Source organism: Streptomyces sp. L2, from assembly GCF_004124325.1.
Classification (GTDB): Bacteria; Actinomycetota; Actinomycetes; order Streptomycetales; family Streptomycetaceae; genus Streptomyces.
Genome location: NZ_QBDT01000001.1, coordinates 7,714,869 through 7,740,151, shown reverse-complemented (window position 1 = coordinate 7,740,151; position 25,283 = coordinate 7,714,869). Strand labels below are relative to the sequence as shown.

Below are 25,283 nucleotides of genomic sequence, written 5' to 3'. Positions count from 1 at the left end.
AAAGCCCCGCGCGATAGGTTTGCGACATGCCAGAGCTTCACGATCGCCGGATACTTCCGGCCCCCGGGGGAGAGTTCCGCAGCAGGTGCACCACACAGGTCTGCACGATCGTCTGGGCCGCCGGAAGGTAGCCGCCACGACAAAGGCGGGAGCACCGCCCGCGCCGCTCTGGTGTTCGTCGCATCCGCGCTGGCCACGCTGGTGGCCGGTGCGGTGATTGAGCCAAGCAGCGAGGATATTCGCCTGACAATGCCGGCCTCAACCAAGCTGGGCGACTACCAGCTCGCCATCAGCGACATCTGTGGCGGCAACGCATTCCTGCCCGGGCTGTTCCTCGTCGCCACCACTATCTCTGGCAAACCGGTCATGCCGGCCACCCGCGACAAGCGGCACCTTTCCGCAACCCGGACGTCAGATCACCCGGTTTCACTGAAGGCCCAGACCTGAGCAGCGGCTGCGGCTGCGGCTGGCTGATCGACACCCTCGCTCTTTCACAAGCACGCAAGGTTGCCCCCGGTGCTCGACATCGCCTGCGGCGCTTGGTTTTGATCCCTGGCCGCACCTGCTGTACTTGTCTCAGCGCATACGGACGGCGCTTTCACGTAACTCCGCCCTCGGCGAGAGCAGAGTGGTGAATCGGCCAATTGCTGTCGGTACCACCGGTGGTGAGCAGACGACGGCGCGGAAGGAAAGAAGAAAAGAGATCTGGGACAAGGCGGATAGGTAGCGACGGGCGGAGCGGAGTCGCCGCCCGAGGGCGTGACCGCGAGGTGCGTGACGCCATAGGGCCAAAGGTTGTGCGTCCGTACGATCGTCAGCGAGTACTCGAAATCGTTGATCGAACAGCAGAAGAACCGAAGCCCGAAACGCGTTCCGCGCCGGACGAATATGCCGATGACGTTGCCGTCGGGATCCACCGGGACACGAGGCCGGTCGAGCCTGCCGCCTCTCGCGCAGGTCGGCCTGAGCATCGCCCTCGTCTGACGGACCGTCTCCTGCGCACCGGTGTCGCCGCACTCGATGAGGAACTCCTCTCGCGGTACCAGGCCCAGGACGAGAGAACACGTACCGCGTAAGAATCATCTCCGCAGGCGGCGGGTACGTCGCCACTGCAGCGGCGACGTACCCGCGACCGGACCTCCCCCAAAGCGGTCCCACAGAGATCGTCCTACGACTACCGACCATCAGGTTGTCGATGCCCTCCGAAGGTTTTCACCGAAGCGGAAGTGGTGATGCCATGCGGCTCTACCTGCTCTCCCTCAAACCCAGCGACTCACTCACCGACGGGTTCCTGCCCGCCGCTGCCCGGCTCGGCCTTGACATCACGGTCCTCACCGACCAGCCCGGCGCCCACCGCCATTCGTATCCGGATCTCGATGTCCTCGAATGCGACGTCCGCGACTTCCATGCGCTGATCACCCGGATCTCCACACATCACGCGCCAGACGCGGTTTTCACCAACAGCGACCATCTTCAGACGCAGGCCGCCCTTGCCGCTGACTACTTCGGTCTGCCGGCCAAGGACTGGCGGGTGACGCTGCGCTGCAAGGACAAGGCGCAGTTGCGCCGTCACCTGGCCGCTGCCGGAGCCGGCACTGTCTGGTACACCGAACTCGCCGGTGGGCAGGACCCCTCCGGGTTGCTGGACTTGCCTGTGCCCTATCCGTGCGTGGTCAAGCCCCGGGAGGGAGTGGCCAGCGAGGATGTGAGGCTCGTCCACGGACCCGACGAGCTGTTCCGACAGACCAAGGAAATCCAGGCGCGCCGTTCCCACGCTCCACTGGTGGTGGAGGAGTACCTGACCGGCGAGCTATACAGCCTGGAGACTCTCGGCGATGGCCACATCCGGCATGTGCTGGGCGGCTTCCACACCCGGCTCTCGCGACCGCCGACCTTCATCGAGCAGTGCCACGACTTCGTACCTGCCCACCCCGAGCCGATCACCGGCCAGGTGATCGGCCAACTCGAAGCGCTGGGCATCCACTTCGGTGCCTGTCACACCGAGTTCGTCGTGCAAGGGGATCGGGCCCGCATCATCGAGGTGAACTACCGTGCGATTGGCGATCAGTGCGACCTGCTCCTGGCCGACGTGCTGGGCATACCGCTCTTCGAGCACATCCTGCGCACGCATCTCGGCGAGCCGCTGCCCCCCGATCTGGGCGCGCACTCCGGTCGTGCGGGCCGACTGGAATACACCTTGGCCGACCGTGCCGGCACGCTGACCGCCGCACCCGACGCCGGCGACGTGACCACGGGCGGCGTTCAGCTGACCTACCGTCCGCTGCGCGAGAGGGGCACTTGGCACGCGCTGCACCGCACCAACCGCGACTACCTCGGTGTCCTGCGGGCCGTCGGCCCTGACCGGAACAGCGTCGACCGGGCCGCGACTGGATTCCTCACCGCACAGACCTGGGAGGTCACCCCGTGACCGCGCCGGCCATCGCCTCACCCCCGACAAACCCTGACGCCGTCGAGGGGGAACTGCTTCTGCGGGTGCTTGGTTCCCTTCTCCGCGAGGACGTCGTCGGTCTGCGCACCCGCAGCACACCCGTACAGCGGCCCGATGGCCTGTGGCTGAGGCTGGTGGACGGTTCCGGCGACGCCCTGCTGCTTCCCGTGACCGAGGACGGATTTCAGTCCGCCTACGCCGCCCGGCGGCCGCTCCTGACGCGAGAGTCCGACAACCGTGAGCTGACCACCCTCGACGAGGTCCTCCGTGCGGTGGTCTCTTTGGCGGACCCAGCCGACCGGGACGGCTTCGCCGCGTTCGCGCAGGAGTGCTGCCAGGCTCTGATGGCCATGCGCCTGCATGACGCGACACGGGACGAGGCGTTTGCACTGCTGACCACCAGCCACGGCGCCGACCCAGCCCGCTGGACCGGCCTGAGGGGCGGCCTCGCCTACGACACACTCGCCGCTCGCTCGGACCACCCTGTATACCCGACCGGGCACGGCCGCTTGGGCCTGGACGAGCTTCAACTCCGGCGGTTCGCACCCGAGTTCCACCCTCACTTTGGCCTGCGCTGGCTAGTCCTGCCCCGCGAGGCGATCGCCGTCACCGGCGATGCGTCGGGCCTGCCCGGCAGCTGGCCCACACCGGCCGTCCTCGGCCTGCCGGCTCTCAGGGAAAGCCACTTCGCCTTGCCGGTCCACCCGCTCACCATCGGCGCCTCATTGCGCGATGCCCTGCGTTCCGCCGGTCTGGCAGACCGGGCCTGGCTCGCCGACCGGGCCCACCTCGACGCCGTACCCACACTGTCGATGCGTACGGTGGCACTGACCACGGATCCGACCGTGCACCTCAAACTGCCTCTTGCCATGGCCACGTTGGGCTTGCGCAATCTGCGCACGATTAAGCCACGTACCCTCGTCGACGGCGCCGCGGGCCAGCGGCTGCTCCAGACCGTGATCGAGCGCGAGCCCCGCTTCAGAGGGGCGGTCCTGCACGCCGACGAGACGCTCTACGCCCATGCGGGCCACGAGCTGCTCGCCGTGATGTGCCGTCGCTACCCCACCGAGCTCGACGACAGTGTGGTCGTGCCCATGGCCGCTCTTCTCGCCGAGGCGCCCGGTGGGCGGCTCGTGATCGATCACCTTGCCGATCATTTCTATGGCAGCGACCCGCTCGAACTGCTCGACGCCTGCCTCACTCTTCTCTTCGACTGGCAAACCACGCTCTTCGGCTACGGCATCGGCCTTGAGTCGCATCAGCAGAACATCTCCCTGGTCCTGGACAGGCGGTCGGACGGCCGCACCCGCCTGCGGCTGCTGCTGAAGGACAACGACGCGCCCCGCATCAACCGCCTACGGCTCGGTGAGACCCTGGGCGCCGACGCCCCGGACCCGGCCGACTTCGCCGACCCGCGGATCGTCGGCGACGACGACCGGGCGGTAGCCGATGTGTTCGTCACCATCACCGTCCACCTGTGCGCGGGGGCCTATGCCTTCGGGCTGGCCCGGCACGCGGGCGCCCCGCCGACGAAACTGCTGCGCCTTGTACGCGGCCGCCTCTCCGAGGCCATCGAACGGCTCGGCACTGGTCCGGGCGAGCCCGGCGCCTTCCTCCGGGCCCATGTCCTGGACGCCCCGCACCTTCCCATCAAGGCGATGGTCACTGCCGGAACCCTGCTCACCAAGGAACGGTCGGGTGCGGCCGACGTCAACAAGCATTACACCACCGGCCCCAATTACCTGCGTCGGGAAGGAGTTACCGATGAGTGACTGCGTGGCAGCCAGGTCCATGCCGGTTCCCGCCAGCGACCCACCCCTTCCCGGTCTTCGCCGCCGTCATGTGCACGCCTTAGCCGGCTGCTACTTCGTGGCTTCCTTCGCGGCCCTGGGACTGCCGCCTTATCTGACGCAGATCCTGCCCGAGTTCGGCGACAAAGCCGTCCGGTGGGCCGGACTCCTGTACGTCGTCCCCACCTTCTTCGGCGGCCTGGGAGCCCCGCTGTGGGGTCGGCTCGCCGACCGCTTCGGCCGCAAACGGTTGCTGTTGCGCGCCCAACTGGGCCTCGCGTTCGCCTTTCTGCTCGCCGGATGGGCCGATTCTCTCGCCGCCTTCACCACAGCCCTGGTGCTGCAAGGCATCTTCGGAGGCACATTCGCCGCATCCAACGGCTACCTGGGCGCCGCGCTGGAGGGATCCGCTTTGTCCCGAGCCCTCACTCTCATGCAGGGCAGCGCCAGAGCCGCCCTGGTCATCGCCCCCATCGTCGTCGGCTTTCTGTCACCCTGGCTCTCGCCACACCGCCAGTACGCGCTCCTCGCGCTCCTGCCACTCGCCGCGGCGCTCCTGCTCACCGCTCTCCCCGAACCGCGAAGGACGCACCGGGAGGCCACAGAGACGACGCCAGAGCCGGTCACCGAGAGGCACGAAAGAGTCCCTGCCGTGTCCCTGCGCACCCTGTACGCTCTGAATTTCGCCTTCGTCTTCTCCACCGTAATCTCATTCCCCTACCTGATCTCGCTCGTAGAAGAACGCATACCGGGAATCTCACCGGCGCTGGTCGGCACGCTCTTCGCCCTGCCCCACCTGTGCTTCCTGACAGCGGCGATACCCGTGCACGCGGCCTTCCGGAGCCGCCCCCGCGCCGGGATCGCACTAGGCTTCGCTTGCACGGCGGTCGGGCTCGCAGGCCACAGCGTGGCCCACTCCCTCCTCACCCTGACTGCCGTACGGCTCGTACTCGGCGCGGGCCTGACGCTCGGTCTGGTCTGCCTGTCGGTGCTCGCCGCCGACTGCGCCCCAGGCCGGGCCCCCGGCGGACTGTTCGGGTCACTGGAGTTCTTCACCAAGGCCGGCGCGGTCGCCGCAGGTCTGGCGGCGGCGGTGGGCAACGCTCGTTTCGGCCCCACCGCGCCTGTCCTGACCGGTACCGCCGTCGCCCTGGCCACCACGCTCACGACCGCTCTTCTCGCACTGAACCTCCGCTTCCTCCTTGCCCGCCGGAGCCGTTGATGCCTTCGTTGACCGACTCTCTCGACGCCACGCCCGCTCCAGTGACACGCCCCGGACTCCCGACAGCCGACGAGGCAGTGGCCCACACCCTCCTCAACTGCCTGCTGCGCGAGGTGTCCGGCCCTGAGCGGCAGACCGCCGTCAGCGACGGTCACCTGTTGCTGCGGCTGCCCCGCCGCGGCGTGCTGCTGCGCATCGCGCTGCGCCGTACGTCGCTGCTGGGCGCGCACCGGTTCGCCGGCCCGGTCACCGAGCAGCGCGACGACGCCTGGTCGGAGATCGACTGGCGTGTCCTGGCGGAGTACACACACGACGAGCTGTTCCTGCACACAGGCGTGCGCAACAAGGAGTTCCTGGAGCAGATCGCCTCCAGTCACCAGGCCATCTCCGCCACGCTCGCCACGCGGACGACGCCCGGTGCAGAGACGGTCGCGCGCAGCCTGCGGCTGGCCGACGACCGGCTCGCCGCCTACCTCGCTTCCGAGCAGTCGCTGCTGTTCGGTCACAGATTCCACCCCACGCCGAAGGCTCGGACGGGGGACGCGGCCTCCTGGCCGGCCTACGCTCCTGAGGCCGCGGCCGTCTTCCCGCTGCGCCACCTCGCCGTCCGCGAGCACCTGATCGCCGAGGAGACCGCCGAGGCCGACGCCACCGAGGTGCTGAACCGACTACACCCCGCTCTCCCGGACGGCTACCGTCTGCTGCCCGTGCACCCCTGGCAATACGAGATGCTGCGCGATCACCCCGCGCTCCAGGCGGCCTCCGACCGGGGCGACATTATCGATCTAGGTCCCGGCAGGACTCCCTTCGCCGCCACCGCCTCGGTGCGCACCCTCTACAACGGTGACACGTTCCTGAAGTTCAGCCTGAACGTGCGAATCACCAACTGCCTACGCAGGAACGCTCACTACGAGCTGTCCGGCGCGGTCGCTCTCACCCGCCTCATCGCCCCTGCGCTCTCTGATCTGGCCGCCCGTTTTACCGGCAGCGCCCTGCTCCTCGAACCCGCCTATCGCAGTCTCGCGCTGCCCGGTCCCGACGGGACCGTCGACCGCGCGCTACTCGAAGGCTTCGGCGTGATCGTCCGCGAGGGCCTGAGCCGGCGGCTCCTGCCAGGTGCCACCCCGCTGCTTGCTGCCGCCATCGCCGACGAGTACCCGACAGGAACCGCGCACATCTCCTGCCTGCTGGACGGTGCGGGACCCCAGACCGCCCTCACCTGGTGGACCGCCTACCTCAACCTGCTCCTGCCGCCGGTACTCGCCGCCTATGCCGACCACGGCCTGGTCCTGGAGCCGCACCTGCAAAACGTTCTCGTCTGCGTCGACGGCCATGGCATGCCCGTGCAGGTTCTCTTCCGCGACCTGGAGGGCACCAAGCTCGTGCCGGAGCACCACACCGACACCCTCGCCGCACTACCCGCCGAGGTCGCGGCTCCGATGACGTACGACGCACAGCGCGGCTGGGACCGGGTCATCTATTGCCTGCTGGTCAACCACGTCGCCGAAACACTCGCCGCCATCGCCGACCTGTTCCCGCATACCGAACACGCACTCTGGGCACAGGTACGCGCCACCCTCCAGACGTACGCCGAACGGCACGGCTGCCCGCCTCGTCTCGCCGCCCTGCTCGCCGGGGTGCCGCTGCCGGCCAAGGCCAACCTGCTCACTAGCTGGGATCGCAAGCCCGACCGCGAAGCCGGCTACGTCCGCCTGCCCTCACCGTTCGCTGAGGACGTCGTTTTCGAAGCGGACCGCGATCACAGCACCCGGAGCGCGCGATGACCGCCCTCACGCCAGCGGTACGCGACCGGATTCTGTCCCTGCCTTCCACGGAACTGCCCTCGTACATCTACGACCTGACGGCACTGGGCGAGCACGCCGCATCCGTGCGGGCCGCCCTCCCCGAGCGAGTGGAGTTGTACTACGCCGCCAAGGCCAATCCGGAGCCGGCGATTCTGGCCGCGCTCGGCTCATACGTCGACGGTTACGAGGTCTCCTCCGGCGGCGAGCTCACCCACGTCGCCAAGGCCATGCCGGGCCACCCCCTGGCCTTCGGCGGCCCTGGCAAGACATCCGCCGAGATCACGGCCGCCCTGAAGCAGGGCGTGGAGCGGTTCCACGTGGAAAGCGTCCACGAGTTGCACATGCTGGGTGATCTGGCCGGTCGTATCACACCGGACACCCCCGTCGCAGTTCTACCGCGCTTCAACCTCGCCGTGCCCGACGGCTCTCTGGCAGGTAGTTCCTTGACGATGGGTGGCCGCCCCACCCCATTCGGCCTCGACCCGTGCCAGGCCGACACGGTCATTCGCCTGCTCACGGACGACACGTACCCGCAACTCGAGCCGCGCGGGATCCACGCCCACCTGGCCAGCGGACTGGAGGCTCCCGAACAGCTGGCGGTGGCCGCGTCCGTCGTCACCTGGGCCGAGGAGCTAGCTGGACGCCACGGAATCCGCCTGGCAGAGGTGAACATCGGCGGCGGCATGAACGTCGACTACACGCGCCCCACCCGCCGCTTCGACTGGGTCGCGTACGGCGCAGGCTTGGCCCGCCTCGCCGACCGCCACCCCGGCCTGACGCTGCGGATCGAGCCAGGCCGCGCCCTGACCGCGTACTGCGGCTGGTACACGACCGAGGTGCTGGACATCAAGCACAGCCACGGTGAGGAATTCGCCGTCGTCCACGGCGGCACCCACCACCTGCGCACCCCTGCCACCAAAGGACACGACCAGCCGTGTTCTGTCCTGCCCGTACAGCACTGGCCGCACCCGTGGCCGCGCCCCCGGGCTCGCCACGACCGGATCACGCTCACCGGCCAGCTGTGCACCCCCAAAGACGTCCTGGCCCGCGATATCCCCGCGGCCGGTCTGCGCGCCGGCGACCGGGTGGCGTTCTCGCTCGCAGGCGCCTACGCGTGGAACATCTCCCATCACGACTTCCTCATGCATCCCCAGCCGGGATTCCACTTCATGAACACCGGGCCCGCGCCCGAAGCCGAACGGAACGTGAGCTGACATGCTGCGCCCCAACACCGTGAAGCGGAAGCTAGCGACAGGAGAGGAGGTCTACGGGCTGTTCTGTACGATCCCCGCACCGTTGCTGGTCGAGATGATCGGCTGCGCCGGCTACGACTTCGTGATCCTCGACAGCGAACACACCCTCGTCGACCCACAGCAGTTGGAAAACCTCATCCGCGCCGCCGAGGCCGTCGGTCTCACACCGTTCGTCCGGGTGCCCGAGGCCGATCCCGGATCGGTGCTGCGCGCACTCGACGCCGGAACGATGGGTGTCGTGATCCCGCACGTACGGCGGCGGCGCGACGTGGACGAGGCGATCCGTGCCGCCCGCTATGCCCCGGACGGCCTACGCTCCCTCAACGGCGGCCGCAACCTGGGCTTCGGCCGCATCGAGCCGGCCGAGTACATCAAGCAGGCCAATGCCGAGACCATGATCATCCCCTTGATCGAGGACATCGAAGGGGTGGAGTCGATCCAGGAAATCCTGGGAGGCGGTGGCGTGGACCTCGTACTGCCCGGCCCCGGCGACCTCTCCCAGTCCTACGGCGTGCCCTGGCAGACACGTGACTCACGAGTCCAGCACGCCGTACGCCAGGTGCAGGCCGCCTGCGCCGAAAGCGGCGTCCCGTTCGCTGCTATGAGCCGTACCCCGGAAACGCAGGCGGAATGGCGCGCCGCGGGCGTACGCGCCTTCGTACTCGGCCAAGACTGCGATCTCGCGGCCCGCGCCCTGCGCAGCCACCTGAACGACCTGCGCCGAACGTGCCTTCCACCCCGTCAGCCGCAGTGAGGATCCTCCGGGGTGCTCCTCCAGGGTGGAGCACAGACACCGCGGACCGGGTGGCGTGCTCCCCTACATGGGGATCTCCCACCCCGGCTTTCTCCGGCACCCCGGCCCCCTCTCCGCACACTCCTGTCGCAGTCGGAAGACCCCGGTGCCCCCTGACTCCCCTCCCGCATCCTGCAGAGGATTCTCAAAAGGTCGAAGAATGAGCGAAATCCAGGAGCCTCCCACGCCCAAGAAGTCCGTCGCGTTGAGCGGCACCGCCGCCGGCATCACCGCACTGTGCACGGTCGGCCGCGGCAACGACTTGCGCTATCGCGGCTACAGGATCGAAGATCTGGCCACGAACTCGACCTTTGAGGAGGTCGCGCACCTGCTGGTGCACGGCAGCCTGCCGACTGCCTCACAGCTCACAGCGTATAAGGCCAAGCTGCAGCGCCTGCGTGGCCTGCCAGGCACCGTGCGGGAGACTCTCGAACTGCTGCCGGCCGGCACCCACCCGATGGATGTGCTCCGCACCGGCTGTTCGGTGCTCGGTACGGTCCTGCCGGAACGCGAAGACCATCCCGCCCCCGAAGCGCGTGACGTGGTCGACCGGCTGATAGCCAGTTTCGGCTGCATGCTGCTGTATTGGTGGCACTTCACTCGCAGTGGTCAGCGCATCGATGTGGAGACCGATGCCGATTCCGTGGCCGCGCACTTCCTGCACCTGCTGCACGGCACGCCGCCGTGCGCACGGCACGCCCGGTCACTGGACCGGTCACTGATCCTCTACGCCGAACACGAATTCAACGCCTCGACCTTCACAGCGCGGGTTATCGCCAGCACCGGTTCGGACCTGCATTCATGCGTCACCGGGGCAATCGGCGCATTGCGCGGCCCCAAGCACGGCGGCGCCAACGAAGCGGCGATGGAGATCATCGCCAGTTACAGCAGTGCCGACATGGCCGAAACCGGCATCCGCGCACGACTGGAGCACAAGGAGATCGTGACCGGCTTCGGCCACCCCGTCTACACGGCAGGCGATCCCCGCAACCCGATCATCAAAGACCTCAGTCGCGAACTGTGCGAAAGCGGCAGCAACCCAATAATGTTCGAAGTATCCGAGCGCATCGAGAAGCTGATGTGGACAGAGAAGAAGCTCTTTCCCAATCTTGATTGGTACTCGGCGTCCGTTTACCACATGATGGGAATTCCAGCACCCATGTTCACACCCCTGTTCGCGATCGCGCGCACCACCGGCTGGGGCGCTCACGTGATCGAACAGCGCGAGAACGGCAAGATCATCCGCCCGAGCGCGCATTACATCGGACCCAAGAGCCAGGCATACGTACCGGTGGAGCGGCGGGGCAGAGGGGTTCACTGACCTTCAAGACTGCTGACGCCCGAGGGTGCGCGACATCTTTGGCCTGGGAAGAACTGAAGTTTTCCCGCTCTCCGCGGCGGCGTTGCCGAAACATGATCCGGTGCGCCCGCAGCTCTGCCGCAGCCCGACTTCCCTGCCAGGCGCGGGGAGACGATGACTCCACACTTGGCGCAGCGACTCTTCCACGGGAACGCGGTGCCGGGTACAGCTCCAGCGGCTTCAGGCCCGCCGCCCGCATCACCGCGGTGGCGCTCCCTGCCCCTGTCGGATGGAGCCCAGTGTGGGGTCCCGGGTTCTCCGCACGTCCGGCAGCGGTAGGGCCAGGGTGTGCCCGCTCCCGGGTACGGGCCCAGGGGCTCCAGGCCCGCGCCCCGCATGTCGGCCGCGACGACGTCCGGGTCGGCCGGGGCATGCGGTGCGCACCACCAGCAGGGGCCCGGTACCGAAGTTGATCCGCCCGCATCACTGCGGCTGCGGCCTCGGGGTCGATCCGGGCCCGCCCGGAGCAGTTCACGCGGCCGCGCTGCCCCTTGGTGACGTTGCTCAGGCGGGGTGTGGCCTCCCCGCCCGGACACCGTATGGCGACCCCGCCACGGGGAGGAGCTGCCGGGGTAGGGGTCCTGACGCTCCAGGCCCGTCGGTCATGACGGCCCGCTCGACGACCGGCTCAGCCCAAGGGCTTCTTGCCCGTACCAAAGTTCGCCACAGCCGTTCATGACCTACCTCGGCGTCAGCTCAGGAGGTGCGCGCATACCCGTACTGAACCTTTGGCCGCGAAGAGCCGTCTACCAACGGCGCGGTGTCACGGCTCCGCGCCGCACGAATCGAACGATTACGTGGTGTACCAGGGCGAACGATGTTCTTGCCTCTTCTGCCCGGTCGGTTCCGTCGTGCTCTCGCTGTGATCATGTGGGCTCTGAGGGCCCCGACTCCTCCTGCCGGGTGGTCGGGGCCCTTTACACGCAGCCCGTGTAGCTGTCCTACGCGTTCGTCACCGTGATGGTGGCGTGTTCCGTGCCGCATTCACTGACGGCTTCGTCATGCGTGCTGTCGCCGCTGTACGACACCTTCCACCGGTAGTCGCCGGAGTGGGCTGCGTCCACGCTGTAGGTGCCGTTCGACGTGCTGGCCCGGCCGTTGCTGAGGGTCACCGGGATACTGCTGTAGACCGGGGCGGCGGTACAGGTGGTGTCGCCGGGACCGTACAGCTGGAACGTGACGGTGCCCGTGGGCTGCCCGCCGGCCGTGGCGGTGACTGTCGCGGAGTCCTGCGGAAAGAGCTGCTGCGCGGTGGTGAGATCGGCGCGCGCCTTGCTGACGGTCAGTGCCTCGCTCGTGCAGTCGCTCTTTGCGGCCTCGTTGTTGTCGTCACCGCTGTAGGCCGCTTGCCAGTAGAAGGTACCGGTCGAGAGGAACCGCAGGGTGTCAGAGTCGGGGACCGAGCTGTTGGTGACCGTCTTGGTGCCGGCATCCCGCCGGTTCTGGGTGCAGGCGTTGTCGCTGTACACGCTGTAGGTGACCGTGCCGCCCGCGTCGGCAGTCGCGCCGTTCAGGATTGTCGCATCGTGCGCGGAACCGCCGACGGTGATCGAGGAGTCGGAGAGTTGCGTGGTCATCGACGGTCGTGCCTTCTTGACGACAGTCGATTCCCCGGCGTCACCGCAGGCGGCCGCGGATGGGGAGTTGTTCGCGTCACCGCTGTAGGAAGCCGTCCAGTAGTAGGTGCCGACGCTGGTCGGCGTGAAGTTCGCCGAGTCGTAGGTGCCGTTGCCGCTCACCGGGACCTGGCTGGTGAACACCTGGCTGCTGGACGGGCAGCCCGCCTGGTTGAAGAGACGGAAGGTGATCGAGCCACCTGCGTCGGCGGACGCCCCCGCGAGTGTCGCGGAGTCGTGGATCGGCGTTCTGACCGTCCCGCTCGAAGTCGCGCTGGTCGTCAGTGAGCTGCAGTTGGTGATCTGCACCCGCGTGGGGGCGATGAAGTCCTTCACCTCGGAAGTGAACGAAGTCGAGGAACGACTCTTCACATAGGCCGAGCCGAACGACGTGCAGCTGCCACCCCCGGGGAAGATCGCACCGTACGAGATCGCCGCCTCGCCGAACGTGAAGGGGTCCAGTGATACGGGCGACCCGGCCGACGGCGGTGGGAAGCCGAGGTCGTCGGCCTGGTCGTCCGGGACAGCGGAGGTGTTGATCGAGCCCACCGCGGTGGGGTTCGCGCCCCCGCTGATGTCCGAGGCCGGGCCCCATGAGGAGCCTGTCCAGGTACGGAGTGAGATGGTGGGAACAGTGCCGCCCTGGGCGAGGTCGTAGGTGATCAGCTTGTCGCCTGCGGTGCGGACCGGCGTCACGGTTTCGGTGGGCCCGTTGTCCGCGCAGTTCGTCGGCGTTGCCTTGGGATCGCAGAATTTCTGGTTCAACTCGAAGTCCATGGTGGTCGTACCGGACGGAGCGTTTTGCCGACGCCAGAACAGTTCGAGGAACTTCGGCGTCGTGTCCGTCTCTGTGAAGAGGCCGAACGTGGTGAGGTCGCTCTTGTTCGGCGGGATGGAGCCCAAAGTGACGGCGGGGTTCGCGTCGTTCTCGGAAGTGCCCTGGCCGAACGAGTCATCACTCGCCCCACTCGGCCGGTCCAACTTCTTCACGACTCGGGAGCGTAAGCCGGCACCCGCGCCTCCTGTGAGCCAGTCGATGCAGTCGGCGCCACCGTTGACGACCAGGTTCGCACTGGTGTCGATCTCGAAATGGCTTCCCGACAGCACACTCGGGGTGGTGCATGTCTGCCGCGCGGCCGCCGCTGCATCGGCCGCCAGCGCCACCGGCGCGACGAACGAGGCGACAGCCGTGGCGGTGGCGAGCACCGCCCTGAGCCGATTGCGTCCCTTGCCGTCCACCACGGCCGTGCCAGGTTCACGAGCGCCTTGGACCCAAGGCACCTGTGCAGATCCAAACAAAGGATTCTCCTCAATTTGTTGCCGGACCGGCGAACCGCTGCTTGCGCTGCGTCTACCGGTCACACGTGCGATCGACGGAATACAGACCGTGCGGCGCTCTTTGCCTGGACAGCGCGCCCAGGTGGGATTACGAAGGCGATTATCACGAACCTTCGACCGCCCCGCCCGTCGAGCCAGGCGTGCGAGGGTTCGAACCCCTTTTGCGGCATCCCATTCTGAGGTGAGTCGCCCGCTCCAATGGTGACCGTATGTGGGTCCGGCCCTTTTTCCGCCGTAGCCGATGCCCCAGTCTTCGGCGGCGGGCGGTTTGCCTATCGGGCCGCCGGATCGTGGGCGGAGGGGTTGAGGGCGCGATGTGTTCGTGCCGGGTCAGCAGATCGCCGGGATGCAGTCGAGGGCGGTGCACAGCGCGGCCAAGGCAGACGGTTGCACCTGAGAGGGCTGCTTGGTAGGCAGGGCAGACACCGATGCTGTGGAAGGTTCATCACCGGCACAGCTCAACAAGGAGGGGGCGCAATTCGGTGCCGGTCCAGATGCTTCGCTGCGCCGCGGTCATGGCAGCGACCACCGCGTCGAGATGACCGAACACCACGCCCTCTGGCGCACGACCACCGGCACCGCCTATACGACAGAGACCGCCCGAGCCAAGCACAGCCCAGCCAGCACCACTGGTCTGCCTCGACTCACCTACCCCCTGACAATTGACAAAGCCGTCGCCCACTCATGCCGCTGTCGAGCCATACCGTGAGGATGCCGGCCGGCGGCGGGACTCTAGTCATGAGCCAACCCGTGGGCGGCAAGGAACTGCGAGCCATACCGACCGGCGCCCTGGACGCTACAGCTGCAGACCGGGCGCCTGGGCTCCACTGGACACGTCAGGAGCACACATTGGTGCCGGTTTGCCAGAGAGGCTGCCCGCTGCCGCTGTAGATGACGACATTGCAATCGTCCTGGATGGCAAGCAACATGCCCCTCCCCGATGTGCCGGACTGCCACACCGCACGGCGGGCGTCCGTCGCAAGGTTCACTTTGTAGACCACGAGATTGCCGTCTTCCTGCCAGACGGCAATCTGCCAATCATTGCGATCATTGGGGTTCACGGAAGTGTACGTCGCCCATTTAGCGACGCCGTCAACGTAGACGACGAAGTTGCCGTCGTGCTGCATCACCAGTCTCGCCCGGTTGTTGGGCGAGACCCACGTAGTCATGCCGTCGTAGGACCTGTAGTTCCACCTGTCGGCATCGGCCCCCCACCCAGCGCCGGCCTTTGTCGGGCGCGGGATCACATGGTTGTCGAGCGGAACATATGTGGCCTTGACGGCAGGGCCTTGAGGAATCACGGCCTGCGCACTCCCAGCGGCAGGACCGGCTAACGCCAAGACCGCCGCCGCAATGCACATCGTCACTCTACGCATCCACCACACCTACTCTCATCGAAGGCCTGATAGGCCTCGGGTGCCCATATGTAATCAGACGGTCGCTTTGAGTGCATTTTCAGAGCGCGGCTGGGCAGTGGGGTGACAGTGCGGCTTGGAGTCTTGTCGATCAAGGGTCCGGCTGGTCACTGCATCGTGACGTCGGGCGGCAGGCTCGCGCGTACAACGAAGCTCCGGTTGATGCCGGTGACCTGCCAAGTCGCCTTTATCGCCCAGGGTTTCGATGTGCCGTGAGACTGCCACTGTGTGTCTGGCCAGTCGCCCTCGCGTCAGCACTGCGTGATCGGCGACCCGCCGTCCCGGCTGGCGACCTTGCCCGATCCACGTGACCGGCGTGGAAGCCGTCAGCCGTTCCTGAGCGTGCTGTTGGGGCCTTCTCCGCGGTCATGTGCGGACCCGGTCCTTCGCGGCGATCCGGCAGTGGGCGCGAAAATTTGCATAGGACAACCCGACCGGTCCGTGTTGATCGAGGACAGGTTGGCGTCACAAGCGGACGTTATCGATTTCCGTGGTCTGGATGGATTCTGCGGCTAGCGAGACCGTCAACCTTTTGTCGTTCAGAGCAGCGTTGGGGAGTCGCTTGTACTGGCGGGCAATCAGTAAGGGGTGGGGAACACAGCAGACGCTCGATCTGCGTCTGTGACAGTCCGACGTCGTGATGGAGGTCGCTGTCGATGGTGCCCGGGACAGCGCCGGAACGGTGGCGGCACCTGCGCGTCCACCCGCCTCGGGCACGGACGTCCACGCGGCGAAGGTGCCCATGTTCGGCGAGTGACACCGACCCGGCCGCCGCCGTGGTCAAGGGGAGTTCGCACTCAGCAGCAGGCCGGGCGGGTTGCCCCGCCCGGCCCTTACGGAACGCTGTCGTACCGTCGCCCCATCGCGTCGCAGTCGCGCTGTCGGAGGAGGTGGCGCGGATGCGGTCAATGAGCACTTCAACGCCAGTCAGCCCGGCGTCCCGGACGAGTTGCCGTTCGGGGTGTCGGAGACGACAGACTGGTGCCGCTTGGCGGGCCAATGAGGTTGCCGGCCGCCTGAGCCCCGGCTCCGACGAGGCCGGGTGGGCCTCGCCGAGGGCGACTACCTGTTCGTGGACGACGCCTCGATACTCACCGACCGCATCGTCGCGGACGAGCCGTACTACTCAATGAACCACAAGCGACGCGGCATGAACCCAAGGTCATCGCATGTGTGGACGGGCCGCTGTGGTTTCCCGCGCGCCCCCCGATCGCCCGCGACCTGACCGCGGCCCCGCCCACGATCTGCGGTTCAGCAGCTGCCGCTTGGCCGGGCAGAGCCGCAACAGCCCTAGCGCCAGGCGGGATCAGCGAGTAGAGCTCATTCGATGTTCCGTCACACCGGCGCAGTTCGAGCCGGACACCTGGACGTACACGTTTGCGATGTTGCCACCCCAGTCGACGCAGTGGGCCTTGCCGTGGACGTAGACCGGCCCAGCATATGAGGTGTACTGCCCGTAATCCTGAGCGCTCTTATCAGTGTCGCCGACGTAGATCCAGGCGGACATACTCACGGCGGTGCCCGGCCGCGTGCGGATGGTTGCGACGCAGTTCTTGCCGTTCGCGGAGTTGTATGTCAGATAGACGGTGCCCAGCGAGCCGTGCGAGCCTACGGGCGCCGAGTTCACCGTGCTGTAGCTTTTCCCGCAGACCATCTGCGGTGTGATTTTGGCTGCGGCGGAGGCGGGTGTCGCCAAGACGGCTGTGGTCCCTACCGACAGAGCCGCTAACGCGACGACAGTCAGAGCAGATCGGTTGACTCTCATTGTTTTCCTCCTTGTCCGGAGGGGTTGTACCTGTGTGGGGGCGCCGCGAGACATGCGCGGCCGCACTCCTGCTCGCAGGAAATATCAGAGGTGTAAGCGTCACGCTAGACCCTCTCCTACGAGAACCCGGCGGAATGACTGGTGGAATCATCCGTTACCCGGGTGTTTCCAGCTTCCTGCCATCCATCAGGTTACCACGGGCCTCCCGGCGTGGCCGAAAACTCTGCAACCCGTGGTACCCGCCAACGCCTACCTTCCGGTATAAGGAATGCTGGTGAAAGGCTGATCTCTTCAGGGAGTTGAACGAACGATGGGAGATCCAACTCGCCGCTGCCCATAACTTCATCTTCTGACCAGGGGCAAAGTGCCCATCAACAGCCCTCTCTTCCCGCCCACCTCCCGGCTAAGCGGACAGACACGGACGCTCATGGGCGGCAGCCAAGACGCCGGGCGAGATGCCCGCCTGTGGCCCCTGGGGTTTCTGACGGCCAGGTAACTGCCTTGTCAGCGCCCACGACCAGCGACTGCTCCGACCACCACCGAGTCGCCGTCTGGTACAAGAGGCGGACCACCCAGGCCAGGCGCGCCTACCGGGCTCACGACGTACCGGTCCGGCGGCCGGCCGTCGGATACCAAGGACCCGGGGCGGATTAGTCTCCCGCCAGGACAAGCGGAACGCCGTCAAAGCCGTGGTGCGCCCGGACGGGGACCGACGGGTGTGTGATTCTGCAGTCGGCCCAGGCCGAACTGTGCGGACGTCACCCCTGCCCGTCAGGCTGCTGGCTGACGGCTCGCCCGTGGAGATTCGCGCCTGCTGCCGGCTACGAGGGGGCTACGCGGGCAGATCGGCGGCGGGGTGGTGACGCCACGGATCGGCAGGTTCGAGAAGAACGCACCGGACTGGCACGACGAATGTACGAGCGGCAGCGCACGACGCATTCCCCGCAACGCATCCGGGTCGAGCCGACATCGCCTCCCTGAAGATTCTCAACGGCTGATCACATCTACACCTCATCCAACCGTGAGTCTTATGTCCGTTTGTAGTGGGTATGCACCCATCGGGTTGAGAGCGTAGCACTGGCGAAGGGACTAGTACGCGGAACCAACAGGAAGGGTGAAGACGTGATCCGGGTGCTTCTGGTGCACGACGAGCATCTGCTGCGGTCCTTACTCGCGGAACGGCTGGCGCGCGAAAGGGATCTGGAGGTTTTCCACACACCGTGGTGCTCCGCGCCGGCGCGTGCGCGATCCTTATGCCCGGACGTCTGCGTCGCGGATCTCAACAGCACTGATCCGTACGATTTGCTCCCACTCGGCGAGCTTCCAGCCCAGCCCGCCGGCAACGGATCCGAAGGGACCTCGGCAGGGAAGGGTTGCCGGTCCCTGTCCGCGCCCGGTGCCTGCCGACTGCTGGTGCTCACGACCGTGGGCAAGCCAGGCCCCCTGCGCCGCGCCGCCGAGGCGCACGCTTGCGGTTACTTCAACAAGCAGGGCTCAGCGGAGCAGTTGCTGACAGCTGTCCGGAAGGTCGCCGACGGGGAGCAGTTCATCGACAGCTCGCTCGGCTTCGCCTTCCTCAAGGCCGCGCAGGTGCCGCTGACGCAACGAGAGCTGACCGTGCTGTCACTGGCCGCCGAAGGAGCGTCGATCCCGGAGATCGCCCACAGCCTCCATCTGTCCACAGGGACCGTGCGCAACTACACGACGGCCATCATCCGCAAGACCGGTGCCCGAAATCTGATCGATGCCATCCGCATCTCGGTCGGGGAGGGCTGGGTGTGAGAAATCGGCCCAGCTTCCCGTGAGGTCGCGGTACAGCGGGGACCTCCTCAGCAGTTCCTTGTGGGTACCGCAGTCGGTATGAGTGCCGTCCATGATCAGGATACGGTCGGCACGGCGAGCGGAGCTGATGCGGTGCGCGATGACGATCAGTGAAGTGCCCGGCCTAGCCGTGAAGGCCCGCTCCGCGCGGGCCTCGGCCGCGGGATCGACATGGCAGGTCGCCTCGTCGAGCAGTATGAGTGACGCAGGCGCGAGATGGGCTCGTGCGAGCGCCAGCAGCTGCCGCTCCCCTGCGGACAGGTTGTGGGGTTCGACCTGGCCGTCCGGCCCGCCAAGGCGACCGACGAGCCCCTCCGCTCCAACGGCCGCGCACGACAGCAGCACAGCAGTGTCGGGAGGCGGCTCGGGACACAGATACGTGACGTTCTCCCGTACGGTGCCCGTGAACACGTACGCCTCCTGCGGCACGAGCACCCGGAGGGGCGCCAGTTCCTCTGCCCGCCGCCCCCGTACGCTCTCGTCCCACAGCCGCACTTCGCCCTGGTCCGGCACCAGCATGCCGGCGATAAGCGCGGCAAGGGTGGACTTCCCGATCCCGCTGGGCCCGGCCACGGCGAGATGCCCTCCACAGGGCAGGTCGAGGTCCAGGCCCCGCAGCACGGGCTCGGCCTGTGGCCCGTAGGCGAACGTGAGACCGCGCAACGAGACTGCGGGGCGGACCACGCGGCCACTGGTCATACATCCCTTCCACGGAACGGAGGATGCGGAGTCCTGAGGCGCGGAGTCCTGAGGATCGGGCCCCCCGGCAGGCGCCCAACCGTCTACTCCGGGGCGCTCGGTGATGTGTGTGTCCTTCGCTGGCCGGCTCAGCGAGTCGGTGGCCCCAGGCCGCGCCTGTGCGGATGCAGACCACGGGGCCGTCCCGCTCGCCTCCTCGGGGGTCAGGTGGCGCAGGACGACTGCAAGGCGCGCCGCCGTTGTACCGAGAGACAGGATGAGACTTTCGAGGGCGGGGAGGAGGGCCTGGGTGAGATAGGCAAGGGCCGCCACAAGGGCACCGGGGGTGACGCCGTGACCCAGCAACCAGGGGGCGGCCACGAGCAGGAGGACGACAGGCACATGGCCGGCCACACCGACGGCCAGGTCTCGCAGCATGCTCCAGTGGGCAAGGGCGCGGGCCGCCCGGAGCTCTTCATCGATACGGGCGGCGGTGTCCGCCTCCACTCGCGGCTGGGCGCCGGACGCCTCGATGTCCCGCAGCCCTGCCACCACCATGCCCAGGTCGACTGCGATGGCCTCGTCGGCAACCAGGAACGCCTCCTGACGGCGGGCAAGTGGGCGCAGCGTGGCCGCGAACAGGGCGAGCCCGGCAGCCAGCGGTGGAATGACGATCAACAGCAGGACGGGCGCCAGCGCGAGCAGCCCGGCCAGTGCCGCACCTGCCGAGAGCACGAACGTGCGTGATACCAGCAGCAGGTTCGCGAAGGCATCGCGGGCGATCTCCGTCTGATACGTCAGCCGCGACACCGATGCCCCGTCCGCGCACCGCAGGGCGCGGTACACAACGCGGCGTACGAGGTCGTCACGCATCGGCTCGGCGATACCGCCCAGTGCCACGTGCACCCGGGCCACCCCGAACGCCCCGAGCATCACCGCGAGCCCAGTCGCCGCGAGCCACCGCATACCGGTGCCGGGCTCGCCCCGCAGGAACCCGTCGTCGAGCGCCCGGGCGAGCCCGAACCCGAGGAGGAAGGTCTGCGCCATCTCCAATACCGACCAGGCGAGCAGCCGCACGACGGCTCTCGGTGCACGGCGCATATGCGGCAGGAGGGGCCGGATTGTCTCAGGAAGCATCCACGGCCTCCCCCGCGAAGACAGCCCGGTAGGGCGCGAGACGGGCCAGGCGGGCGTGCGGACCTACCGCGCGGACTTGTCCGTCCTCGAGCCACACCACCAGACCCGCGCGTGCCGCCGTGGAGACACGATGGGCGATGATCAGGCAGGTGCGGGCGCCGTCACCGTGCAGCAGTGCACGGGACACCTTCAATTCGGTGACGGCGTCGAGGCTGGACGTGGCGTCGTCGAGCACGAGGAGCCGCCCGGCGTGGGCAAAGGCCCGTGCCAGGCCGAGGCGCTGGGCCTCCCCTCCGGACAGCGGCGCACGCGTGCACGCCGTGCCGTAGCCGTCGGGCAGCCGGCGCACAAAGTCGTCGGCGCAGGCGGCACGCGCCGCCTCGACCACCGTCGTCTCGCCGGGGTCGTAGGCACCGATAGCAATCGTGTCGCGGATCGTGCGCCCGAGCAGCGCCGGCCGTTCGAACGCGTACCCGGTCTCGTGCCGCAGCGTCTCGCGGGTGAGCGAGGCGAGCGGGACACCGTCGAGGAGGACTGCGCCGGCGTCGGGGTCGGCGAGCCGTCCTGCGAGCGCGGCCAGGGCCGACTTGCCGCTGCCGGAGCGTCCGACGACGGCTACTGCCGTACCGCCCGGAAGTCGCAGATCGATATCTCTCAGCACGTCCCGGTTCGCGCGGCGGAAAGTGACGCCAATGAACTCCACCGTGCCCTTGCCCGGCGGAAGTGAGGCGATCGGTCCGTACGCTGTGACGGGCTGGGCGAGGACCTCATCGAGTCGCGTCGCCGCGTTGCGGGCGCGCGCCAAGGCGCTCACCTGGCTGATGAGTGCCCCGGTGCCGGTGGCCAGGACGGCGTACCGCCACGCGGCCAGCAGACCTCCCACGCTCAGCTCGCCCGCCGCGACCCGGAGCCCGGCAACGACCAGCACCGCGATCTGCAGCGACTGGACGAGCGCGGCACTCTGGGCGTTGGAGCGCCCCAAGGTCCGCCACAGCCGGTGCCCTTGCCGGGACAACTCGGCCATGGGCGCAAGGACGCGTGCCGCGTCCCGCTGGTAGGTACCGGCGGCGGCGATGGTACGGGCCCCGCTCAGGGCCTCGGTCAGACGCCCCGCGACCTCGCCCTGGGCGTGCAGATAGCGCGCGCCGCAGTCACCGAAGGCACGGGCGAAGAATGTGAGAAGAAGGAGCAGCACCGGCAGGCCGGCGAGCACGACGAGGGCTGTCCACACGTCCGTGAGCAACAGGAAAGCAAGCCCTCCGAGCGGTGTGACGGCGGCGGCGAGCAACGCGGCGACCGCCACCGGGACCGTCCCGGCCTGGGCGGCGTTTCCGATGAGTCGTGCCACAAGGTCGCCGTGCGCGAACCGCTCACCCGCGAGCCGTCCACAGCGGAGCAGATGGCCCAGGGTCCTTTTCCGTATCCAGGCCGTGGCCTGTGCGCTGCCCACGGAGGTCACCAGTCCGTCGACGGCCCCCAGAACGGCCGCGGCCCCCGTGAGGCCGGCACACAGCGCCAGCCACGCCCCGGCCTCTGCATGCCGCCCGGTCAGCAGCAGATCGAGCGTATGCCCGCACAAGGCAGGCAGCGCGAGCTCTGTGGCGGCCAGCAGGACAGTGACCACCAGCACGGTCGTGCAAGGCGCCGCGTTATCCCGCACGGTATCGCGCAGGAACCGCGCTTCTGCGGTGGGCGTTTGAGGCATCGGACCTCCTGGTTCGCTGCGTCGTCGGACCGGTGTCGCGCGCGGCCTCGGACGGCGAGGGGACGCCGTCCGAGGCTGGTGGGGATGGTGCCCCTGCGCCGGCGACAGGTCAGCTGCAGAGCAGGAGGCTCAGCGTGCTGACGCCGCAGCGCCTGCTGTAAGCGCTGGGGTAGTGGTCCAGGCCCTCTTCTTCGGGGATTTCAAGCGTTTGCAGATCGAGAAGTGCCATTTCGGACACGTTCCTTTCATCGGGAGGATTGGGATGCTCCTTTCATCGGGAGGATCGGATGTTGCGTCACGACCCTGGACGGGCCGGTTCGTGGGCCACCGGGGTGTCTCGGGCAGGCAGCGGCGGCAGGAAGGGGAGCGAGGCCGGGCGCTGGGCACATGTCGCTCCGAGGGCGAGCAGACAGCCTGCGGCACCGGTAGCGAGGTCCATGGACAACCGCATCATCTGGTCGCCGGGAAAGGCGAGTTCGCCCTCGTACGGCACGGCGTACCAGCCGAGCGTGGCGGTCTGCGCGTTCACATCGGCGCGTGAGGCTCCCGTACGGGCAAGGTAAAGGATCATCCCGGCGCGCCCCTCGAAGAGGCCGGGCTCCGCGTAGTACCGAGACCGGGCCGCCGGCAGGATGTCCCTCCTTGCGCGGAGGAATTCCTCGTCCGGGCGGTGCACGAGGTAGTCATCGAGGACCATCCCGATGCCGACGCTCCCCGTCGCGAGGTACGGCATGGTGCGGAAGCCCTCGTCCACGCCGAGGGCGCCGGTACGGTCCGGTACGCAGCGGGCGAGATCGGCGCGGAGCGCGGACGCCGCGTGGTCCAGGAGCGCAGGGTCTTTGACGGACTCGTAGAGACGAAGGAACAACAGCGCGGGTCCGGTCGCACCCCGCAGCAGCCCCGCGCGCTTGCCTGCCGTAAGGTCCATCTCCGCGAGGATGTGTGCTGCCGTCAGCGCGTGGTCGCGCAGTCCCTGCTCCCCCGTAGTACGGGCGAGATGGTCAAGGGCGAGTCCGAGGCCCGCGAGTCCGCCGCGCAGGTCCGGGCCGAGCAGGTGCCACTTCTCGTCGAGGACATGACTGATGAGCTCGAGGCAGCGGCCGGTGTGTCCGAGCCGGTCGAGCAGGTATGCCACTCCGGCCAGTCCGTCGTAGAAGCCGAGCGGGGTACCCTCGGTCGGGGGGTCGGTGTGCTCCAGGAGCCATTCCTCGCCCCGCTCCCAGCGCCCGTTGCCCGTCTCATCCAGGGCGTAGAGGACTCCGGCCGCGCCGTACGCCATCCCGAGGCCGCCACCGTCCGCGAATTGGGCGATGTCGCCAGGAAAGAGCCGGTCGTCCCGGTCGGGCGTCGCGGAGCGGCGGATCGCCCGCACGATGGATGCGGGGCCTTCGGGCCGGACCGCGGGATCGACGGGGAGATAGGGCGCCGCGCCAGGCTCGCGGTCGCCCGCGATGACCCTTACGGCCTCGTCGAGGAATGACCGCGGCAGGTCCGGGAACTGTCCGGCCGTGATGTCGGCGAGGTGGGCCGCCTTGTCTCGGTCGAGGGCGATCAGTGTCGTCATCGGCAGAAAGAGCGCGATACGCAGGCAGGCGAGGGCATAGTGGTCGACGGCACAACCCTTGCGGTCCGCAGGGGTGATGAATCCAGGGTGGGCCATCAATTGGCCTCGGTGCTCGTTGATCGGCATGGCGGCCTCGAAATCGAGCAGCTGCACGGTCCGTTCGTCCGGCGCAAGCATGATGTTGAACGGGTGCAGGTCGCCCACGACCAGACCGCGGCCGTGCACTGCCGCGACAGCGGCCTCGGTGGAACGATGCACAGCGAGCGCCCAGCGGGTGTAAGCGGCCACGTCATCCGGCTCAGGTTCCGGCGAGAGCAGGGGGTGGCGCCGAGCGAAGAAGGAGTGGAGGGGACGGCCTTCCAGGAAGTCCATGACGAGGAAACGGTGCTCGCCGAGGGTCAACCAGTCCCGCACCTCGGGGGCGATGCCCAATCCGCCTAGCTGCTCCAGGGCTGCCCTTTCCCGCTCCAGGCGGGTCACGGCGTCCGCTCCGTCCCCAGCGAGTCCCGCGTACGGCCGGGCCTCCTTCAGGACGACCCTCTTTCCGGTGCGGGTATCGATGCCCGCGTAGACTCCCCCGCCGTTGGAGAAGTGCAGGGCCTGTTCGATGCGGTACGGCAGGCCGTTGGTGGTGGTGGCGTTGCGCGCATCGAGGTGCGGGCGGAAGAACTCCGGAAGCGTCACCCAGCCGGGAGGCTGGAAAGCCGGGCCCCGGCGATCGGGGACGAGCCGGCCGTCCGGATCCTCGATGGCGGGGACGATGTCGCCCTTGTCGTCGACGCAGCTGCGTGGGGCGAAACCGCCGTAGCGCACGTACAGCGGCCCCTTGTTCCAGCGCAGGTCACTGAGAATGTACGGTCCCTGTTCGCCGTCCAGCAGCTCGCCCAATTCCTGCAGCACCTGGTGGAGTTCGGATTCGTCCACCGGGTACAGGGTTGCGAATTTACCGCTGGAACCACGACCGGCGTACTTGGAGTTACGCAGGTACAACAACTGGACGCTGGGCACGAACTTGAACGGAATGCCTCGTGGTACGCAGTAGTCCCACACCTTCGCGGCAGTCTTCTCGGCATTGTTGAGACAGGCCGATACGTGAATCTTCCAGCCTTGGCGCGGGCGGCCTGGGCGTGGCTCGCCGTGTTCGTCGACCGGCGCGAGGTGGTACCAGTCCCCGGAGGCGTAGGTGCGCCAGCCTTCGGGGACCGGCCGTTGCGTCGCCTCAAAGCGGGCATCGGCGCCTTTGGCTCTCTGGGTAGCGGGCAGTCGGTCCGGCGTTTCGTAGAAGACACGATTTGCGAGACAGTAGACCTCATACCGCTTATCCATTTGCCCCTCCTCTTCGAAAGGCGTGGAATCGAGAATTCCACGCCGCCGGGGAGGAGGACAGTCCATATATCATGAACCGGCCGTGCAATACCCACGAGTCAACTTCTGTTCCCTCTGCGTTCGAGGTCTGCTGCCGGGCTGTGTCGTCGGCCATGACCTCGAGCTCTGAGGGACGGCGCAGGAGATCACTCGAGACCTGCGCGGCGACCGCTCGGGGCCAGCCACGGCGTGCACGCCTTCCCTTCG

General features: G+C 67.7%; 15 protein-coding genes and 1 pseudogene. 9 read left to right on the top strand and 7 right to left on the bottom strand.

Annotated features, from left to right (window positions below; all coding sequences use genetic code 11):
* Positions 1 to 171: 171 nt before the first annotated feature.
* The 8 genes from DBP14_RS34665 (at position 172) to prpC (ending at position 10,633) form a co-directional block, all read left to right on the top strand.
* Complete coding sequence (locus DBP14_RS34665) at positions 172 to 447, top strand: hypothetical protein (protein ID WP_129311563.1); 276 nt, start codon at positions 172 to 174, stop codon at positions 445 to 447.
* Between the two features lie 790 nt (positions 448 to 1,237).
* Complete coding sequence (locus tag DBP14_RS34660) at positions 1,238 to 2,428, top strand: ATP-grasp domain-containing protein (RefSeq protein WP_129311562.1); 1,191 nt, start codon at positions 1,238 to 1,240, stop codon at positions 2,426 to 2,428.
* Positions 2,425 to 4,221 (top strand): IucA/IucC family protein, encoded by a 1,797-nt coding sequence (locus DBP14_RS34655; RefSeq protein WP_347239681.1) that lies wholly within the window; start codon positions 2,425 to 2,427, stop codon positions 4,219 to 4,221. Before DBP14_RS34660 ends, DBP14_RS34655 begins: the two co-directional genes overlap by 4 nt.
* A gap of 19 nt (positions 4,222 to 4,240) precedes the next feature.
* Complete coding sequence (locus DBP14_RS34650) at positions 4,241 to 5,461, top strand: MFS transporter (protein WP_129312247.1); 1,221 nt, start codon at positions 4,241 to 4,243, stop codon at positions 5,459 to 5,461.
* Entirely contained in the window at positions 5,461 to 7,245 is a 1,785-nt protein-coding gene (locus DBP14_RS34645) for an IucA/IucC family protein (RefSeq protein WP_129311560.1), read from the top strand. The genes DBP14_RS34650 and DBP14_RS34645 overlap by 1 nt, the downstream gene beginning before the upstream one ends.
* Complete coding sequence (locus DBP14_RS34640) at positions 7,242 to 8,480, top strand: type III PLP-dependent enzyme (protein WP_129311559.1); 1,239 nt, start codon at positions 7,242 to 7,244, stop codon at positions 8,478 to 8,480. Before DBP14_RS34645 ends, DBP14_RS34640 begins: the two co-directional genes overlap by 4 nt.
* A 1-nt stretch (position 8,481) precedes the next feature.
* Positions 8,482 to 9,273, top strand: coding sequence for an aldolase/citrate lyase family protein (locus DBP14_RS34635; RefSeq protein WP_129311558.1), 792 nt, complete (start codon positions 8,482 to 8,484; stop codon positions 9,271 to 9,273).
* A gap of 199 nt (positions 9,274 to 9,472) precedes the next feature.
* Positions 9,473 to 10,633, top strand: a complete 1,161-nt coding sequence (prpC, locus tag DBP14_RS34630; RefSeq protein ID WP_129311557.1) for a 2-methylcitrate synthase — start codon at positions 9,473 to 9,475, stop codon at positions 10,631 to 10,633.
* A 980-nt stretch (positions 10,634 to 11,613) separates the two neighbouring features.
* Here the strand turns inward: prpC and DBP14_RS34625 are convergent.
* The 3 genes from DBP14_RS34625 to DBP14_RS34610 all read right to left on the bottom strand — a co-directional run bounded on the left by DBP14_RS34625 (position 11,614) and on the right by DBP14_RS34610 (position 16,806).
* Entirely contained in the window at positions 11,614 to 13,650 is a 2,037-nt protein-coding gene (locus DBP14_RS34625; RefSeq protein WP_129311556.1) for an Ig-like domain-containing protein, read from the bottom strand.
* A gap of 812 nt (positions 13,651 to 14,462) precedes the next feature.
* Complete coding sequence (locus tag DBP14_RS34615) at positions 14,463 to 15,002, bottom strand: hypothetical protein (RefSeq protein WP_129311555.1); 540 nt, start codon at positions 15,000 to 15,002, stop codon at positions 14,463 to 14,465.
* Between the two features lie 1,345 nt (positions 15,003 to 16,347).
* On the bottom strand, positions 16,348 to 16,806 hold the full coding sequence (locus tag DBP14_RS34610) for a spore-associated protein (protein ID WP_129311554.1): 459 nt from the start codon (positions 16,804 to 16,806) through the stop codon (positions 16,348 to 16,350).
* Between the two features lie 1,122 nt (positions 16,807 to 17,928).
* Between DBP14_RS34610 and DBP14_RS34605 the strand changes: the two genes are divergently transcribed.
* A complete protein-coding gene (locus DBP14_RS34605; protein ID WP_129311553.1) occupies positions 17,929 to 18,588 on the top strand; it encodes a response regulator transcription factor in 660 nt (219 codons plus the stop codon).
* 228 nt (positions 18,589 to 18,816) lie between these two features.
* On the opposite strand, the pseudogene DBP14_RS37140 reads toward DBP14_RS34605, so the two are convergent.
* From DBP14_RS37140 to lanKC, 4 genes and pseudogenes are all read right to left on the bottom strand, one after another.
* Positions 18,817 to 19,326 (bottom strand): annotated as a pseudogene (locus DBP14_RS37140) (ATP-binding cassette domain-containing protein); the annotation flags it as partial.
* Between the two features lie 1,105 nt (positions 19,327 to 20,431).
* The gene (locus tag DBP14_RS34595; RefSeq protein ID WP_129311552.1) at positions 20,432 to 22,147 is read right to left on the bottom strand and encodes an ABC transporter ATP-binding protein; all 1,716 of its coding nucleotides are present in this window, start codon (positions 22,145 to 22,147) and stop codon (positions 20,432 to 20,434) included.
* Between the two features lie 109 nt (positions 22,148 to 22,256).
* Positions 22,257 to 22,376: a class III lanthipeptide gene (locus DBP14_RS34590; protein WP_129311551.1), complete on the bottom strand. Its 120-nt coding sequence runs from the start codon at positions 22,374 to 22,376 to the stop codon at positions 22,257 to 22,259.
* Between the two features lie 66 nt (positions 22,377 to 22,442).
* Positions 22,443 to 25,037 carry a class III lanthionine synthetase LanKC gene (gene lanKC / locus DBP14_RS34585; RefSeq protein ID WP_129312246.1) on the bottom strand — a complete coding sequence of 865 codons (2,595 nt, stop codon included), beginning with the start codon at positions 25,035 to 25,037 and terminating at the stop codon, positions 22,443 to 22,445.
* Between the last annotated feature and the right edge of the window lie 246 nt (positions 25,038 to 25,283).